The organism is Streptomyces xingningensis (assembly GCF_054957865.1).
The window spans coordinates 13,942-28,390 of the sequence record NZ_JBDJPF010000008.1 but is presented as its reverse complement, the minus strand read 5'-3'; the positions used below and the strand labels follow the sequence as shown (position 1 = coordinate 28,390).

The following is a 14,449-nucleotide window of genomic DNA, read 5'->3' as shown; positions in this document are numbered from 1 at the left end:
CCATCCTCAGTCTGAGCTGGTCAGGTGGAGGGTGAGGACGGCTTGGACGAGGCTCGTGATCCGAGTCGTCGAGCAGCGGAGCTTGCGGAGAAGTCGCCAGGACTTGAGGGTGGCGACGGCCTGTTCGACCAGCGCCCGGATCTTCGCGTGGGATCGGTTGACGGCCTGCTGGCCGGTGGACAGGCGGTCCCATCGGCCGCGGTAAGGGACGCGTACCGCGCCGCCTGCGCCCTGGTAGCCCTTGTCTGCCCAGCAGGTGATGCCAGCCTCGGTGAGAGCGGCGATGATGCCGTGCTCGCGAGCGGCCCGGACGTCATGGAGGGCACCGGGAAGGGCCGGTGAAGCCCACAGGAGACGGCCCTTCGGGTCGGCGATGACCTGCACATTCATGCCGTGCTTCTTGTGCTTGCCCGAGTAGAATGGCCGGTCGACAGCGATCCGGTCGATCGGCAGGAGCGTGCCGTCCAGGATCACGAACGCCTTCCTACGCGCTGTGATCATCGCTGAGGCCAGGGACGGGGCAATGGCGGCCAGGACGTCAACGGCCTCGTGTATGTAGCGATACACGGTCGCGATCCCGACGCCGAACCCGGCGGCGAGTTGGGCGTAGGTGTCCCCGCACCGCAGGTGGGCAAGCACAAGCAGAGCCTGCCGGCCGACGGGAAGCCGCCGCCAGCGCGTCCCGATCTCGTGTCGCCGAGCCCGCAGTTGCTCACTCAGGTAGCGCAGGGCGCGGCTGGACAGATCGATCGACGACGGGTAGGCAAGCAAACGAAGCTCCTGGCCAGCATGGGTGATCTTGGTTGTGACCCCAACTACCAGGAGCTTCGTCGCGTTGTACAGCTGGCCAACTCGCCCACGGCGCGATCAGGTTGGGAAAATGCCTTGAGAGAGGTCGAGGCCTGTTTGTCGATGCTCACCCGGCTCAGCCAGCCGCCCGCAGCGGGCATCCGGTGCCAACACGTGCGTCGAGCTCGGCCCGCAGGGCGGCAAGCTGCGCCATACGCGCATCGATAACCTTGATCTTCTCCTTGAACAGCGCGGACAACGCCTCGGCGGTGTCGGGCGCGTTCCGCAGGTCCTCGCCGGTCTGTGCGATCTCGGCCAGCGAGAAGCCGAGCGTCTGTGCGGTGCGGACGTACTGCAGCCAGGGCACTGCCTCCGGCGGGAAGTCGCGATAACCGTTGGCCAGACGCCGCCCCGTGACGAGACCGATCTTCTCGTAGAAACGGATGGTGTCCCTGGTCAGTCCCGCTTGCGCGGCCAGCTCCCCGATACGCACGGCTCTCCCTGAACTGCGGACTTGACCTTGGACAGTACTCCACTGTTTACCGTCGTGGCGTCCGTGCAGGAGACCAGCAGGAGCCTCGCCGTGTTCCGTCTTTTCGCCCCTTCCCACCCCGCCTATCTTCGCGTCGTACGCACAAGTGCTTGGTACGACCTCGTGGTCACAGCCGGTTTCGCCACGCCGTGGACCTACGCCCTGGTGCACGACGCGCTGTCGAAGATCGGTGACGCGCTCGGGCTGGGCGCCCTGCCTGCCCTCGACCCGATAGAGATCCTTTACGCGAATCTGATGGGTTCAGTGGTGGTCGTCTGGGCGCTGCTCCGGATCATCAACCCACTGCCAGTGCACGGACTGTTCGACGGCATCGCGCGCACGCTTTTCGCCGCGTGGCAGGCGTATGCGCTGGCACATGGTGCCCCGCGCTGGCTGTGGCTGTTCTTCGTTGCCGAGGTGGCGTTCGGCGTCGTCCAGCTTGTGCCGTGGTGGCGGGCTCGACGCACCGCCCTTATGGACCCTTCTGCCGGACAACCGCTCGGCGACGCGGACCGGTAATACCCAGACGAGTCTCGGCCGAAAACCCATTCGCCAGTGGCCTCGTCACTCCGCTAGGAGCAACTGCCGTGCCAGCGCACCAGGTTGGAAAAGGCTCATTGCTTTATGGCTTCCGCTGAACAAAAGTAATTGAATGAAAACGATTGGCTTGCTCGGCGGCATGAGCTGGGAGTCCTCCGCGGAGTACTACCGGCTCCTCAACCAACTGACCCGAGACCGGCTCGGCGGCCTCCACTCGGCGAAGTGCGTTCTCTATTCCGTGGATTTCGCGGAGATCGAACGCCTTCAGGTCGAGGGACGCTGGCAGGAGGCGGGCGAGATCCTCGCCGACGCCGCCAAGTCGCTGGCAGCGGCGGGCGCGGACACGATCCTGATCTGCACCAACACCATGCACAAGGTCGCCGACCAGGTCGCCGCCGCGACCGGCGTCCCGCTGCTGCACCTGGCCGACACCACCGCCGCCGCGGTCCGCGCGGCGGGCAGGCGCCGCATCGGTCTGCTGGGCACCGCCTTCACCATGGAACAGGACTTCTACCGCGGCCGCCTCGCGGAGAACGGCCTGGAGGTCCTGATCCCGGACGAGGACGGCCGCCGGGCCGTCCACCGGGTGATCTACGAGGAGTTGTGCCTCGGCATCGTCCGCGAGGAGTCCCGCGAGGCGTATCGGTCCGTCATCCGCGAGCTGGTCGCCGCGGGTGCCGAGGGCATCGTGCTGGGCTGCACCGAGATCGAGCTGCTCATCGGCCCCGACGACAGCCCGGTCCCGGTCTTCCCGACGACCCGGCTGCATGTGGAGGCGGCGGTCGCGCTGGCGCTCGAGGGGAGCGAGCCGACCGGCATGTTGTGAGGGCGGTCAGAATGGTTGGCTGTACGCAGGGCGATGAGGGACAGCCCGTGGGCCTGGGCAATTGAGTGAACGTCACTGCTGAATCGCCCCCTTTTCCGGCGAGCGGGGTTAAAGCCGTTGGACAACCGTCCCTTCCCGCTCCTCCACTCCTGCAAAGGAATGCGCCGTGCGCCGAAGCATTCTCACCGCCGGGACGGCTTTCGCCACCACTCTCGCGCTCTGTCTGTACGGGCCCCTGGCACATGCGGCCAGGGGCCGCTACACCATCGGCAGCGATGAAGTGGCGCCCGGCACCTACCCCTTTATGACCCACCTGGCATTGCAGCTTCCGCAGGGCGAGTTCCACCGGTGCGGTGCCACGCTCATCGAGAGGCAGCTGGTCATGACCGCGGCGCACTGCGTCTACAACGAAGGGGAGACGCGCTTCCCCGACGACTGGTGGCGGGTGAAAGTGGGCGTGACGGACCGAACCAGCACCACCCAGGGCCAGTCGCGCACCGTGGCCAAGTCGATTGTGCATCCCCGCTACCGGAATTCCGGAACCCTTGCCGAGGGCGGCTATGACATCGCCTTCCTCAAGCTGAACAAGCCGGTCACGGGAGTCACCCCGGTCCAACTGCCCGCGGTGGGCAGCACTTCCTGGCTCGTCCCCGGCAAGGAGGCGACGGTCGCGGGGTGGGGCCGGACCACCCCCAGGGACGAGCTCAATGACTATCCGGTCCGCCTGAGCCATGTCCGGGTTCCCTTCAAATCCAACGCCCAGTGTCAGGCGGCTTTCGCGGAGCACTATGTCTCCCAGCTGATCTTCTGCGCCGGTTCCCTGGACCACGACACCTGCGAGGGCGACAGCGGCGGCCCGCTGTTCGACAAGGTGCGGGGCGGCTGGCGCCAGTACGGCATCGTCCATGCGGGCAGCGCCACCTGCGGTGACGACCTGGGCGGGCTCTACACCAACACGGCGTCGGCGCTGCTGTGGAAGACGCTGGGGGAGTCCAAGGACGGGGCATGGGTCAGGGGGCTGCTCAGGCGGTGAGCGTCGTCACTGCTGCGGGTCGGCCCATGCGGACATGCACTGTTCCAGAGTCCAGATGCGCACCCTTGCCCTGACCTTGGCGGCGTACAAGTCGCGTTCCACGACAATGCTCAGGTCTCCGGTGCCGAGTAATTGCCGTGTCGAATGTTCGACCAGGGTCAGCCCGGTCGCCCCGCCCGCGTGGAGCATCCGAAGGACCTCACTGGACCAGGTGCGTTCGTGCAGAACCCAGGGAGTCTCACCCGCCGCCGTGAGCTCCAGCATCTCCGCGAAACGCCCGGCGCACGTTCGCCGCGCGGATCCATCCCTCACCTGGAAGATGTGATTCCCGGTCTCGATCAGGGTCGCCGTGGGGAGGATGAACCGGATCCCTTGGGCTTGCCGCTTCCGTAATTCCGCCACCGTCTGGTCGTGTTGCTGACTCTTACCGGGAACCGAGAGGATCTCCACCAATACCGATGTGTCGATGAAATCGACGATGGGGGCCGGAGGAAGGCCCTTTCGTGTTGGTGTCACAGGGACCTCAGGAATGTGTCGAATGCACCGGAGCCCGGGCCGCGTTCTTCCCCTGCGGCGGGCAGCCTTCCTTCTGCGACCGCGTCGCCGAGCCCGCCGGAGGCCATGAGCTCCGGGTAGCCGGGAAGCTCGATGAGCCTGCGCAGACGGCTGTTTCCGCTCTCCGGGTCCCGGTCGCAAACGACCATGCCTTCGTGATCTTCGCCGTCGAGGGCGTTCAGCAAAGCGGGGCTATGCGTGGTCAGCAGGACGCGAAGTGGCCGGTTGTGTGCTTGTTGCTTGAGCAACGCCAGCACACGTGAGGCTTGGTCGGGGTGGAGACCGTTTTCCACTTCCTCGACCACGAGTTGGCGATCACTGAATACCTCATAACCGGCGGAAACAAGTAGCGGGGAGCTGAGAACGGCGGCTCCGAAGGCGAGGAACCGTAGGACGCCATTGCTGATGGAACGTGCCGGCACACGATTGACCGTGCCGTTCGGCGACTTCTCACAGAGCACGACTTGGACATCCCCGAGGTCAGTCTCCACTGTGCTCAGTGAGTCGACGTGCTGTTCTGACATGTCGGAGACCATGCGCTCCAGTTGGGAAAATCCCTCCGGATCCTCCGATCTGAGCACGGACAAGGTGGCGCTCAGGTTGTCCGCATTGCTTCTGAAAGATGCGTCGTTGATGTTGACGTACTGGCGCATGAGGTGCGGTACCGGATCGAGCACGAAGACATTCTTCAGCGCGTCTGCGATGCCGGCGACACCCTGCATCAGGTGCCGTACGTGATGAGAGTCGGCCGGAAGGCGGGCAAACGCCTGGATCAGGATGGAACGGTGACGGGGCGTGAGGATCGGCCCGGCGAGCGATTGATCACCGTTGTAGAAATACATCCCAAGGTCGTTCGCACTCGGCAGACCCTGACGGCTTTCGAGTAGAACCCGTCCACTGAGGTCGTTCCCCTCCGGGTCTGTGCCCGATACGCAGACGACCTGCTCGCTCATGATCCGGACATCCGATTGAACGTCGACGAGGACGTCGTAATCGACGGTCCAGTCGTCACTGTGCACGCGACAACCCACATGGAAGGAGATCTCCCCGAAAGGCGGGCATCCGGCCGAACCGCCCCGGATCGGTTCCTGTCCTGTCCGGCTCCCGTCCAGCGCTTCCCTGACGTCTTGCCCGCCGGCCAGCCGTGACAGAAACACAAGGGCATCGAGCGCATTCGACTTCCCGCTGCTGTTGCGGCCGACGAGGACGGTGAGGTCGGACAGGGGCAGCACTTGCTGCCGGAAGCTCTTGAACGCCTTCAGGTGCAGTTCCTCGATGTGAGGAGGATTCGAGGTCTCTGTCGTGTCCACGTCGCTGCCATCCCATCGTGCAGTCAGTTGCGCGCTGGATCATCTTCCCGCATTTGCTGCTCGGAGCGTGGCGGGAGAGACGGATCACGCCGCTTCGTGTACCGCCGGGCGGCAGTCGCGGCAGCGGCCGGGCTTGGCGGCCCGGAAGACCCGTTCGCAGCCGTCGCAGGTCTGGAACGGCAACGGCGGCGCGGGCCGTGCCGGGGGCGGCGGCCCGACCGGTCCCGCAGGCAGCGCGGGCGGCAGCCAGTTGGCGAGGCGGTAGCCGAGCAGCCGGGCGGGCCAGGGGATGGTGACCACGGGCAGGTCGGCGGTCAGGGTGCGGACGACCTGCGCGGGGCCCACGCCCCGGTCGAGCCAGGCCCGTACGGCGGGGGCGAGGCGACGTACGTCCTTCTCCGAGAGCAGCAGCCTGGGGTCGAGGCGGCGCAGCCCGGCGAGCAGGTCGGCGGCGGGCTGGTCGACGGGCGGCAGCTCCGCGGGCGGCTGCGCGGGCGGCTGTGCGGGCTTCTGCTGCGGCGGGGCCGCTGTCGGCTCGGGTGGGCGCACGGGCGCGGGGCGCCGCTTCACCAGGTCGACGCGGCCCGGGCATTCGTACCAGCGGGTGCGGGTCACGACCTGGCCGCTCTCGGTGCGTACCCGCGTCCGCTCCAGGTAGCCCGCCCTCTCCAGCTCCTTGAGTGCGCGGGCGATGGTGATCTCCCCTTCACGGAAGCGGCGGGTGAGGTCCTTGATGCCCACGGCCGCCCCGTCCGGGAGCGACTGGATGTAGACCCCGAGCCCGATCGCGACGGCCGAGAGGTCCGGGTGCCGGGCGAGGTGATTGCCGACGACGGTGAAGTGCGAGTCGTGGCGGTACCGGATGTGGGTCACCCCGGAGTGCGGTGGGCCGGTGCGTGTGGAGGTGCGCGCGCTAAACTTCGCGTCAGTCATAGGGAAGGTCCGTCTTCCTCGATGATCAGGCCCTCGGTTGGGATGCCAGTCCCGGTCGGGGGCCGTCGTCGTGTGTGGGGTTGTGGCGCGACCGTACCGCGCCGTTCCCGGCGCCTGCCACCAAGTCACCTGATGGAGTGACGCGAGCCGGTTGGTGGGTATCGGTACTTCTCCAAAACATTCTTTAACTACACGTCCGGCCGGGCCGGTTCACGGCTCACCGGGTCGCGGAAACCTCGGTCCGGCGCGCCGGGAGAGCGAAGGGGCTGAACTCATGGATACGGCACACCGGCTGGTGTTGTGGGATGTCGACCAGACGTTGATCGACTGCGGGGGCGTGAGCCGTGATGCGTACGCCGCGGCGTTTTCCCGTGTCACGGGTCGGCGTCTCGCCAGAATGGCGAACATGGCGGGGCGGACCGAGCTGGCGATTGCGAGCGAGACGCTTGAACTCAATGGTGTCGCACCCGAGTCGGTCATGGTCGGACGACTGACGGATGCGCTTGTGGAGGAGCTCCACGCTCGTACGGATCAACTGCTCACTGCCGGGCGGGTGTTGCCCGGGGCGGTGGCTGCGGTGGCGGCGCTTTCGCGGGTGGGTGGTGTGCACCAGTCGGTGCTCACGGGGAACGTTCGCAGGCTGGCGGAGCTGAAGTTGAAGGTGTTCGGCCTCGACGGCCATATCGACTTCGACTGCGGCGCGTACGGTGACGATGCGTTGGAGCGGACCGCATTGCTGGGGCGCGCGTGGCGGCGCGCCCGCGCGCGGTGCGGACGGTCGTATGCCGGGCCTGACACGGTGATCATCGGTGACACGGTGCGGGATGTCGCCGTGGCGAAGGCGGGTGGGGCGAGGGCCGTTGCCGTGGCGACGGGTCGGACGACGGTGGAAGAGCTTGCGGCGGCTGGTGCGGATGTTGTTCTGCGGGACCTTGGGGATACGGGGGCTGTGGTGGATGCGGTGTGCTTCGCCGTGAGCTGTAAGGAGCAGTAGCAGTGACGGCCTTCATCAAAGACGATGACTTCGATCACTACTTCGGTGACGGGTTCAAGCACACGGCTTGGCGGCTGGAGACTCGACGGGCCTACGCTTCGGACGCGGAAGGCGAAGAGTTTCGGCGATTCCTGCGCGGTGAGGATCCGAGGGAAGATCCGGACCGGGAATGGTGCCGCAATATCCGGCAACAGGTCGCCAAGGGAAAGCGTTTCGGGCGTGTTCGGATCCTGGATGATCCGCCAACTGTCGGCCAGCGCTACTTGCCGGCTGCTGCCTGGACGAATTTGGAGGCCGGTGAGGAAATCCGAGGACTGCATCGCGAGGAGGCAGTAGGACTGGGGCTGCCCATGGTGGACTTCTGGCTGTTCGACTCCTGCTTTGCACTCAAACTGCACTTCGACGAGCAGGACAAGTACCTCGGCGCCGAGTTGATCGAGGACGCGGCGGAGATCCTCGGGTACTGCCAGATCCGAGATGCCGCTTGGCGCCATGCCTGGCGGTTTGAGGCGTTCGAGGTCCGTTGAAGCCGCACGCCTTACCGAGACTTGTCCGCTGGGAGCCAGCCTCTTGGTCGGCCGGCCACGGCCTAACTACCAGTTCTGAGGATACGGGCAGGCCAGCGCAGCAGGAAGCCCCGCCCGCACGCCTCGGGGGAGAGCGCACGGACGGGGCTGGACGGGGAGGCTACTGCCCTCCCGCCATCTCCCGGAGGAAGTCCCCGGCCGACTTCACGAACTCTTCGCGTGCTTGCTTGAAGTCGTGCCAGTCCGGGGACTTCCCGCCGTCCTTGTGCATGGCTTGCAGTTGTTCGAGGACAGCGCGGGCCTCCTTGATGGGGCCGACGCTTTCAACGTCAATGACGTTGAATTTGGCGCGGGTTGCTGCGTAAGCCGAGTCCACTGCTGCGATGGCTTCCGCGTCTTCCTTGTACCGGCCGTCACTGCGGAACCAAGCGACTTGGGATTCTGCGTCGGCGGCAGAGAGGAATTCGGCGTACGCGTCACGGCGAGCGAGGTAGAGCGTGACGGTTGATGCTTCGAGCATGCGGTTACTCCGTACTCGGTGAGCCTCTTTGAGCCCGTCTGGCTCGGGCGCCGCTACGCTACCCGGGTCCGCGCCTTGATCACCGGGGTACCGGAGTAGTTCCCCCGCATGTGCAGAGTCACCAGCGCTCACGCAGGGGGTCAGCAGTCCGTGCCGGATACCCCGGGGTTGGCGTACCGGACAGATCGCTTCGGTGACAGGCGGACTTCCTTCTTCGGCGGTGGAGGCGGCTGGGTCGGCCCACAGGCCGCATCAGGGGCGCACACGGTTTGCGGTGAGCAGGTCTCGAAGCTGGGATTGCAGTCCGGCAGGCACTTCGGGTTGTCGTCCACGACCGTATGCGGGAATACCTCTTCCAGTTCAGCGCGAACCAGTCGGTTCGGAACGCCGTAGTAGATTTCTTCGACGTTCTTCTCGTGCACGTTCCCTATGCTCATCCAGCGGGCGAAGACGCAGGGCCATACGTCGCCGTTGGGGCCGATAGCAATCTTCCCCCGGCCACAGCGTCCGCAGAGCTTCTTGGTTTCAGGTGCGTTGCCTGCCGCCCCACGCCCGAAGGGCCGGAGTTTATCTACGCGCACGTCTCGGATACCGATCTGTAGCAGATCGGATTCTGCTGGTGCGCTTCGCTGATCTTCAAGTACCCGGATGATGCTGCCCCGTGTGGGGATGCCGAGCTGCTTCGCCTTCTCGACGTTGGCGCGGGTCCGCGCATGCGAGCCTTTCACTTGCGTCACGTCGTCGTGGTCGCCTGCCCAGTCGGAATAGTAGCTGAACGCCACGCGCACGCCCGGCAGTTGGAGGACCGGCCATACCTCGTCCCGGATGTGGGTCATGTTGGAGAAGACCTCAACGCGCATGCCTTTTGAGCGCGCGTGCCGGACGAACATCGGAAAGCCGGGGTGCAACGTAGGCTCGCCGCCGATGAACTGCACGTCGCGGACTCCGGTTGCGGCAAGTTGATCCATGACTCGGCACCAGTCAGCCGCCGTCATGTCCCCGTGGTCCCCCTTCGGGGATGAACTCGCGTAGCAGTGCACGCACTTGAGGTTGCAGAACGCCGTGATCTCCAGCCATGCGAACATCAGCCGGAGAGGGAGCGCACTCATAGATCCTCCAGGGTGAGAGATCGTATGTTGCTCTTGATGGCGTACCTGATTTGCTGGCCGTTTGATGGTGCACCCGTCCGGCCATCAACGGCCACGAGGACGACCGGACGGGCGATCCTGCCCCTCTGCCAGGGAGTGAGAGGAACCCACAGTCAGGGAGGGAAGCCCGTGGGTGCCGGGCAGCAGTGCAGGGGCTCTATTGGGGCAGGCCGTCTGACCTACCCCCTGCCGGGGCTTCGTGTGTAAGAGGCACATCCCCCGATCGTCCGGCAGGGGGCAGGGGCTTGTTGGGAGCCGTCCGGCTGCCCCCCGTACAGCCGGACGGATACTTGGGCGGTGCAGGCAGAACAGCCGTGCCGTCCCACCTGACCACGATTGCGGGCCGGATGCGCTCAGCGTCGGCAGGGTGCTCCTGGTGGGCGTCAGTCACTGTCTGCCCCTCTGCGGAGATGGCAGCCGCCGGACGGGATAGGGCATCCCCGGCACGCCATCGGGGGGCCGGACGAGTGAGGAAGCGAGATAACCCGTGCACGGTCCGACAGCCGGTGCGTGGTTACCGCCACTGGAGTTGTCCGGCCCGATCTTGGCTCGCTTCGGCACGGGCTGCCCCCATAGCCGCATCAGCTCCCGTAACTCGTCCGTAGAAATCTTGTAGTCGTTTGCGATCACGTGAAGCGCGACCCCATCGCGGTAGCGCCGCAAGATGCGAGCCTTTGCGCTCGGGTCTACGTAGCCCGGCATTGCGTCACCTCCTTATGGGAGTTCGCCGGTCTCGTCTCAAGGTGGGCCCACACGGTTTTTCCAGGGCCGTCCGCGCGCTGCCGAACCCCCCACTGGTCGGCGAAGTGACTGACGATCAGGAGACCCCGCCCCGACTTGCCCACCTGATCAAGATCAAACCCGGCGTCGTACTCAGGTACCGATGCGTCGGCGAATTCCGGGCCATTATGAAAAGGTTGGGGAATGGACTCAGCGGACGAGTCCGTAACCTCAATGATCAGGACCCCACGCCTGCGACGAATGCAGAGTTCAAAGAAGTCGGCAATGCCTTTGGCGTGCAAGACGACGTTGGTCGTCAACTCGCTGACCAATAGGGCGGCAGACTCGGTCAGTTCAGCGCGTATCTTCCAGTCATTGCACACCGATCGGGCGTACTTCCGAGCTCCGGGAATTGATGGCCGGATGGCCCGAAATTTCTTCTGCACCGTGCGTCCAGACATGCGGCCCCCAGGGCAAGCAGGCGGAACCATGGCCACGGGTTGCCACCGGTAGGCGGCGCTGTGTGGCGCAACGCACGCTAGACCGCAACTCACGAGCTCTGCAACCAACATGGCAATGCAAAGTTGCATTTTGGCCCGTGAGGGCTACTGGCTAGCCTGTAGCGTCACCAAACGTGCAGACTGGACACAGACAGTCAGGGAGGGGACGTGCCCGCAGGTGGGCGGCCTACAGTGCGTAGTAGGCGACTTGGGGCGGCGCTTCGGCGCTACCGCGAAGCCGCCAAACTGGATCAGGAACATGCAGCGGAAACGATCGCGGGCTCGAAGTCCAAGGTGAGTCGCATCGAAGCTGGGCAAGTCACCGCCAAACCGGGTGATGTTCGCCTAATGCTCGAACTGTACGGAGTCATGGACCCTGCTGTTCGTGAACATCTTGAGCAGCTTGCGCGAGTCAGCAACCGGCGCGGCTGGTGGATGGATCATGCGCTACCTGACGCCCTGGCGGACGTCGTGTCCTTGGAGGCTGACTCGAAGTACATCCGGACCTGGCAACAGCTCTTCATTCCTGGGCTGTTGCAAACCGAGGACTACGTTCGCACGTTGACACGTCACTCCAGTCTCAACGTCTACACCGAGGAGGCTGAAGATGCTTTCCTGAAGATCAAGGCCGAGAGAAAGCGCGCCATCAATGAACAGGGCGCGCACTTCGCTTGCGTCATCTGGGAGCCAGCCCTCACGGCCCCGATGCCCTCGCCCAGGGTCCACAGGGAACAGCTTGAACATCTCGTGCTCGTAGGACAGAAGCCCAACGTGACGATCCAAGTCCTACCTCACTCCGAGTGGAAGGCCGCACATATGGCCAGCCACTTCGTGGTGTACTCCTTCGGCCCTGAACCGAGCCCGGAAGCCGTCGTTTTTGACACTCCAACCAGCACGATCATCCTTGAGGAACCAGATGATGTGGCCAAGCACGCTCGGATTTTTGAAGCTCTACGATCAGCGGCCTTGACACCTGATGGAAGCATCGAATTCATCCGTGATGTAGCGAAGAGCATCCCGGAGAACGAGGAAGAAGAACAATGAAGGACCTCCCAGAGATCGTGACAGCCTTCAGGACGTCGTCCTACTCCCAGAGCGGGACGCAGGAGTGCGTGGAGGTAGCCCAGACTGATGACAACGGCCGGGCGATACGCGACAGCAAGGACCCCAGCAGTCCCACCCTGTACTTCACCCCTGCCGCATGGTCCGCCTTCGCAAACGGCGTGGCAAAAGCGTGAGTTTGACGACCTGTATGGCGCGTCCCGCGTCGCTCCAACCGAGCCCCGACCTGCTATCAGCGGGCCGGGGTTCTTTTCATGACTCTCCGTTGACCTCATCGCCCCAGTGGCAGCGCCTATTGCAGGGCGCGAGACGCGCGGCAGGCGCACCCTTCCGGCGCGGGCCCCGTGTCATGGCGCACCGTTGGTAGCAGTGCGGGCCCTTGGATCTGAAGGCGGTGGAACCCTTGGGGGCACTGGGTGGTAGCCTTCAGTCGGCAAAAATCACCCAGCATTTCGAAGGTGGGGTAACTCACCTCAATGGAGCGGGAGTTGATCAGAGCGAGTCCAGCACCCGGCGCACGCGGGGGAGCCAGACAGCCGCCCGCCGGTCCAGCTCGTCACGGTCGACCGGATCGCGCCCGGACTCCTACAACTCCGCTGAGAGTCTGGTTCATGGCTCGTGCGGCGGAGGAGCGGGAACCAGCGGGCATCTCGTCCGGCGCGAGGCTCAGCGACCGCACCAAGGCGAGGAATGACGCCTCAGCAGCCCGGATTTCCTTGAGACAGGGGTTGGGGCCGATACCCCCGCGAATTCCCCGCACAACAGCACCACGGGTCTTAACGTCCCGCTCCATCTCGTCTATCTGGTCAAGCACCGAACAGGCCCGGTCAAGGGTCACTAGCTCGTGCTCGTCAAGGTCGAAAGAGGTGACGCGTTTCTGAAGTCGTACGGCTCGCTTCTGTATCGGGACGCTCTGTAACGGCACGGTTGCCGGCATGACTCGCAGTCCTCGCACCCCGGGCGACATCGAGCGTCGTCGTGGTCTCGCAGATGCCTCCAGCGGTTACGCCATGCGCGTTCCGGTGGTGCTGTATGCGTGTGTCCACGACGGCCGCGACCCTCTGGCAGTCATGGCTGCATTGCGTATGCACGCCGAAGCCAGGGATTGGCTCGTACGCGCCGCGCTGTACGACATCATCCCCATCACCAGTTCCCTGGCTGAGCGCAAGGCGTGGCCCAATGCTCAACAACTCGTGGAGCGGTGGGAGGTTCATGGCCTGGTAGCCCGGTGCGAGGACGAGATTGCCTTCTCCTCGTCCGACAAGGACCGGTTGCGCGAGTGGCTGTTCGCCCGACGGGCCTTCGCCGCCTACTTTCCCGAGCAGCCCGGCCAGCAGCTGTTGAACGTTGCCCAGCCTCCGACACCACCAGAACGGAAAATCCGACCCCGCATGCTTCCCTCAAACGACGCCGACGACTCCACCACGCAGCAACGTCTGCCGATCATGACATTGATGACGGGGGAGAATGCACCGCTCGACCTGGTGACCATCCGCGTCGCCACTGTTCGCCGCGCCCTGCAGCAACGGACGGCTCTCCCTCGTTTCAAGGAGACCCGGGAAATTACCGAGGCGTTGCGCGGACACCTGCAAGTCATGCTTCCCGAGGCACAGTTCCGTGCCGACCAGCTTGAGCGAGGCAGCGAGGCCTGGCTTTCCTGGCGAGCACTGATCATTCGTGTCCAGGATGACCTCAACCGGGATAGCGGATCCGACCGACGCGCGGCGGCTGCCCACATGAACGACCTCGGCGCCACCTGCCGCCGCCTTGCCGACTGTCTGGGCGAATGAAGTTCAGACGACGACGGAAGAGCTTGCGGCGGCCGGTGCGGATGTGGTTCTGCGGGACCTTGGGGATACGGGGGCTGTGGTGGATGCGGTAGGGGCAACCGGCAACCGATGAGCGTGCGGTGCTATTGGCGTCGGTACCTCGGACTGGAAGGCCGAGCCGCCTCCTCGAACTCGGCCTTTGCCTGAGCCCAGCGGGCTTCGGTCAGCTGCTGCCTCCGCACCCAGTACTTGAGCAGGATCAATTGTGTGCAGACCTGGCAGAGCGTCATTCGACGCTCAGAGCCGTTGTCCCCATGAACATTGATCGCGATGGCGACGTCGACCGTGCAGCCGCATGCCTCGCACTCGTACTTTCCGGCGTCGAGCCCCAGCACGGCGGGGTTGAAGATCACCGGACGCTCCCGCGCGGGATTCGTCGGTACGCCGCGCATGCGGTGCACGCCATGAGCTGCCAGGAGGTGGTGCCCCCGGTCCAGTCGGTGATGTGGATGTGGCCTGCGGGCACATGGCCTCCCTCGGGGAGTCGGCACCAGCAGCAGGCTCTTCCGCTCAACTGCCCTTCTGTGTAGGTGGTTGGCGGTGGCAGTTTGGCGAACTCGCGGGCATCGGTCATGCGACCACGATCATGTGCTCCGGAACGGCAGCCCATCCCGTGGCCCTATGGGGCGCC

At 65.1% G+C, this 14,449-nt stretch carries 19 protein-coding genes; 8 read left to right on the top strand and 11 right to left on the bottom strand.

The features are described 5' to 3' along the window. Window positions 1-6: 6 nt before the first annotated feature. Entirely contained in the window at window positions 7-771 is a 765-nt protein-coding gene (locus ABCR83_RS06560; protein ID WP_462693852.1) for an IS5 family transposase, read from the bottom strand. A 154-nt stretch (window positions 772-925) separates the two neighbouring features. Further along, window positions 926-1,282 (bottom strand): MerR family transcriptional regulator, encoded by a 357-nt coding sequence (locus ABCR83_RS06555; RefSeq protein WP_462693851.1) that lies wholly within the window; start codon window positions 1,280-1,282, stop codon window positions 926-928. A 90-nt stretch (window positions 1,283-1,372) separates the two neighbouring features. Between ABCR83_RS06555 and ABCR83_RS06550 the strand changes: the two genes are divergently transcribed. The 3 genes from ABCR83_RS06550 (at window position 1,373) to ABCR83_RS06540 (ending at window position 3,720) form a co-directional block, all read left to right on the top strand. After that, the gene (locus ABCR83_RS06550) at window positions 1,373-1,840 is read left to right on the top strand and encodes a hypothetical protein (RefSeq protein ID WP_462693942.1); all 468 of its coding nucleotides are present in this window, start codon (window positions 1,373-1,375) and stop codon (window positions 1,838-1,840) included. Window positions 1,841-1,973: 133 nt separating this feature from the next. Then, the gene (locus ABCR83_RS06545) at window positions 1,974-2,687 is read left to right on the top strand and encodes an aspartate/glutamate racemase family protein (RefSeq protein ID WP_462693850.1); all 714 of its coding nucleotides are present in this window, start codon (window positions 1,974-1,976) and stop codon (window positions 2,685-2,687) included. A 166-nt stretch (window positions 2,688-2,853) separates the two neighbouring features. After that, window positions 2,854-3,720, top strand: coding sequence for a S1 family peptidase (locus ABCR83_RS06540; protein ID WP_462693849.1), 867 nt, complete (start codon window positions 2,854-2,856; stop codon window positions 3,718-3,720). A gap of 6 nt (window positions 3,721-3,726) precedes the next feature. Here the strand turns inward: ABCR83_RS06540 and ABCR83_RS06535 are convergent, their stop codons facing one another. The 3 genes from ABCR83_RS06535 to ABCR83_RS06525 all read right to left on the bottom strand — a co-directional run bounded on the left by ABCR83_RS06535 (window position 3,727) and on the right by ABCR83_RS06525 (window position 6,518). After that, a complete protein-coding gene (locus ABCR83_RS06535; protein WP_462693848.1) occupies window positions 3,727-4,173 on the bottom strand; it encodes a hypothetical protein in 447 nt (148 codons plus the stop codon). Between the two features lie 59 nt (window positions 4,174-4,232). Beyond that, window positions 4,233-5,585: an AAA family ATPase gene (locus ABCR83_RS06530; protein WP_462693847.1), complete on the bottom strand. Its 1,353-nt coding sequence runs from the start codon at window positions 5,583-5,585 to the stop codon at window positions 4,233-4,235. Between the two features lie 84 nt (window positions 5,586-5,669). Further along, complete coding sequence (locus ABCR83_RS06525; protein ID WP_462693846.1) at window positions 5,670-6,518, bottom strand: helix-turn-helix domain-containing protein; 849 nt, start codon at window positions 6,516-6,518, stop codon at window positions 5,670-5,672. A gap of 274 nt (window positions 6,519-6,792) precedes the next feature. On the opposite strand from ABCR83_RS06525, the gene ABCR83_RS06520 reads away from it, so the two are divergent. Both ABCR83_RS06520 and ABCR83_RS06515 read left to right on the top strand, forming a co-directional pair. Further along, window positions 6,793-7,512, top strand: coding sequence for an HAD family hydrolase (locus ABCR83_RS06520; RefSeq protein WP_462693845.1), 720 nt, complete (start codon window positions 6,793-6,795; stop codon window positions 7,510-7,512). A 2-nt stretch (window positions 7,513-7,514) separates the two neighbouring features. Beyond that, window positions 7,515-8,039 carry a DUF6879 family protein gene (locus ABCR83_RS06515; RefSeq protein ID WP_462693844.1) on the top strand — a complete coding sequence of 175 codons (525 nt, stop codon included), beginning with the start codon at window positions 7,515-7,517 and terminating at the stop codon, window positions 8,037-8,039. A gap of 160 nt (window positions 8,040-8,199) precedes the next feature. On the opposite strand, the gene ABCR83_RS06510 is transcribed toward ABCR83_RS06515, so the two are convergent. The 3 genes from ABCR83_RS06510 to ABCR83_RS06500 form a co-directional block, all read right to left on the bottom strand. Further along, window positions 8,200-8,559 (bottom strand): hypothetical protein, encoded by a 360-nt coding sequence (locus tag ABCR83_RS06510; protein WP_462693843.1) that lies wholly within the window; start codon window positions 8,557-8,559, stop codon window positions 8,200-8,202. Between the two features lie 140 nt (window positions 8,560-8,699). Beyond that, a complete protein-coding gene (locus tag ABCR83_RS06505) occupies window positions 8,700-9,644 on the bottom strand; it encodes a radical SAM/SPASM domain-containing protein (RefSeq protein WP_462693941.1) in 945 nt (314 codons plus the stop codon). A gap of 749 nt (window positions 9,645-10,393) precedes the next feature. Continuing rightward, entirely contained in the window at window positions 10,394-10,888 is a 495-nt protein-coding gene (locus tag ABCR83_RS06500) for an ATP-binding protein (protein WP_462693842.1), read from the bottom strand. Window positions 10,889-11,095: 207 nt separating this feature from the next. On the opposite strand from ABCR83_RS06500, the gene ABCR83_RS06495 reads away from it, so the two are divergent. Together ABCR83_RS06495 and ABCR83_RS06490 are read left to right on the top strand one after the other, a co-directional pair. Beyond that, on the top strand, window positions 11,096-11,971 hold the full coding sequence (locus tag ABCR83_RS06495; protein ID WP_462693841.1) for a helix-turn-helix domain-containing protein: 876 nt from the start codon (window positions 11,096-11,098) through the stop codon (window positions 11,969-11,971). After that, window positions 11,968-12,165, top strand: a complete 198-nt coding sequence (locus tag ABCR83_RS06490) for a DUF397 domain-containing protein (protein WP_462693840.1) — start codon at window positions 11,968-11,970, stop codon at window positions 12,163-12,165. Before ABCR83_RS06495 ends, ABCR83_RS06490 begins: the two co-directional genes overlap by 4 nt. Before the next feature lie 380 nt (window positions 12,166-12,545). Here ABCR83_RS06490 and ABCR83_RS06485 read toward each other — a convergent pair whose 3' ends face one another. Then, window positions 12,546-12,926 (bottom strand): P27 family phage terminase small subunit, encoded by a 381-nt coding sequence (locus ABCR83_RS06485; RefSeq protein WP_462693839.1) that lies wholly within the window; start codon window positions 12,924-12,926, stop codon window positions 12,546-12,548. Between ABCR83_RS06485 and ABCR83_RS06480 the strand changes: the two genes are divergently transcribed. Further along, window positions 12,925-13,779 (top strand): DUF6415 family natural product biosynthesis protein, encoded by an 855-nt coding sequence (locus ABCR83_RS06480; protein WP_462693838.1) that lies wholly within the window; start codon window positions 12,925-12,927, stop codon window positions 13,777-13,779. The two genes, ABCR83_RS06485 and ABCR83_RS06480, sit on opposite strands and share 2 nt — an antisense overlap. A 122-nt stretch (window positions 13,780-13,901) precedes the next feature. Here ABCR83_RS06480 and ABCR83_RS06475 read toward each other — a convergent pair whose 3' ends face one another. Then, window positions 13,902-14,171: a hypothetical protein gene (locus tag ABCR83_RS06475; RefSeq protein ID WP_462693837.1), complete on the bottom strand. Its 270-nt coding sequence runs from the start codon at window positions 14,169-14,171 to the stop codon at window positions 13,902-13,904. After that, on the bottom strand, window positions 14,168-14,392 hold the full coding sequence (locus ABCR83_RS06470; protein ID WP_462693836.1) for a hypothetical protein: 225 nt from the start codon (window positions 14,390-14,392) through the stop codon (window positions 14,168-14,170). The genes ABCR83_RS06475 and ABCR83_RS06470 overlap by 4 nt, the downstream gene beginning before the upstream one ends. Window positions 14,393-14,449: the final 57 nt, after the last annotated feature.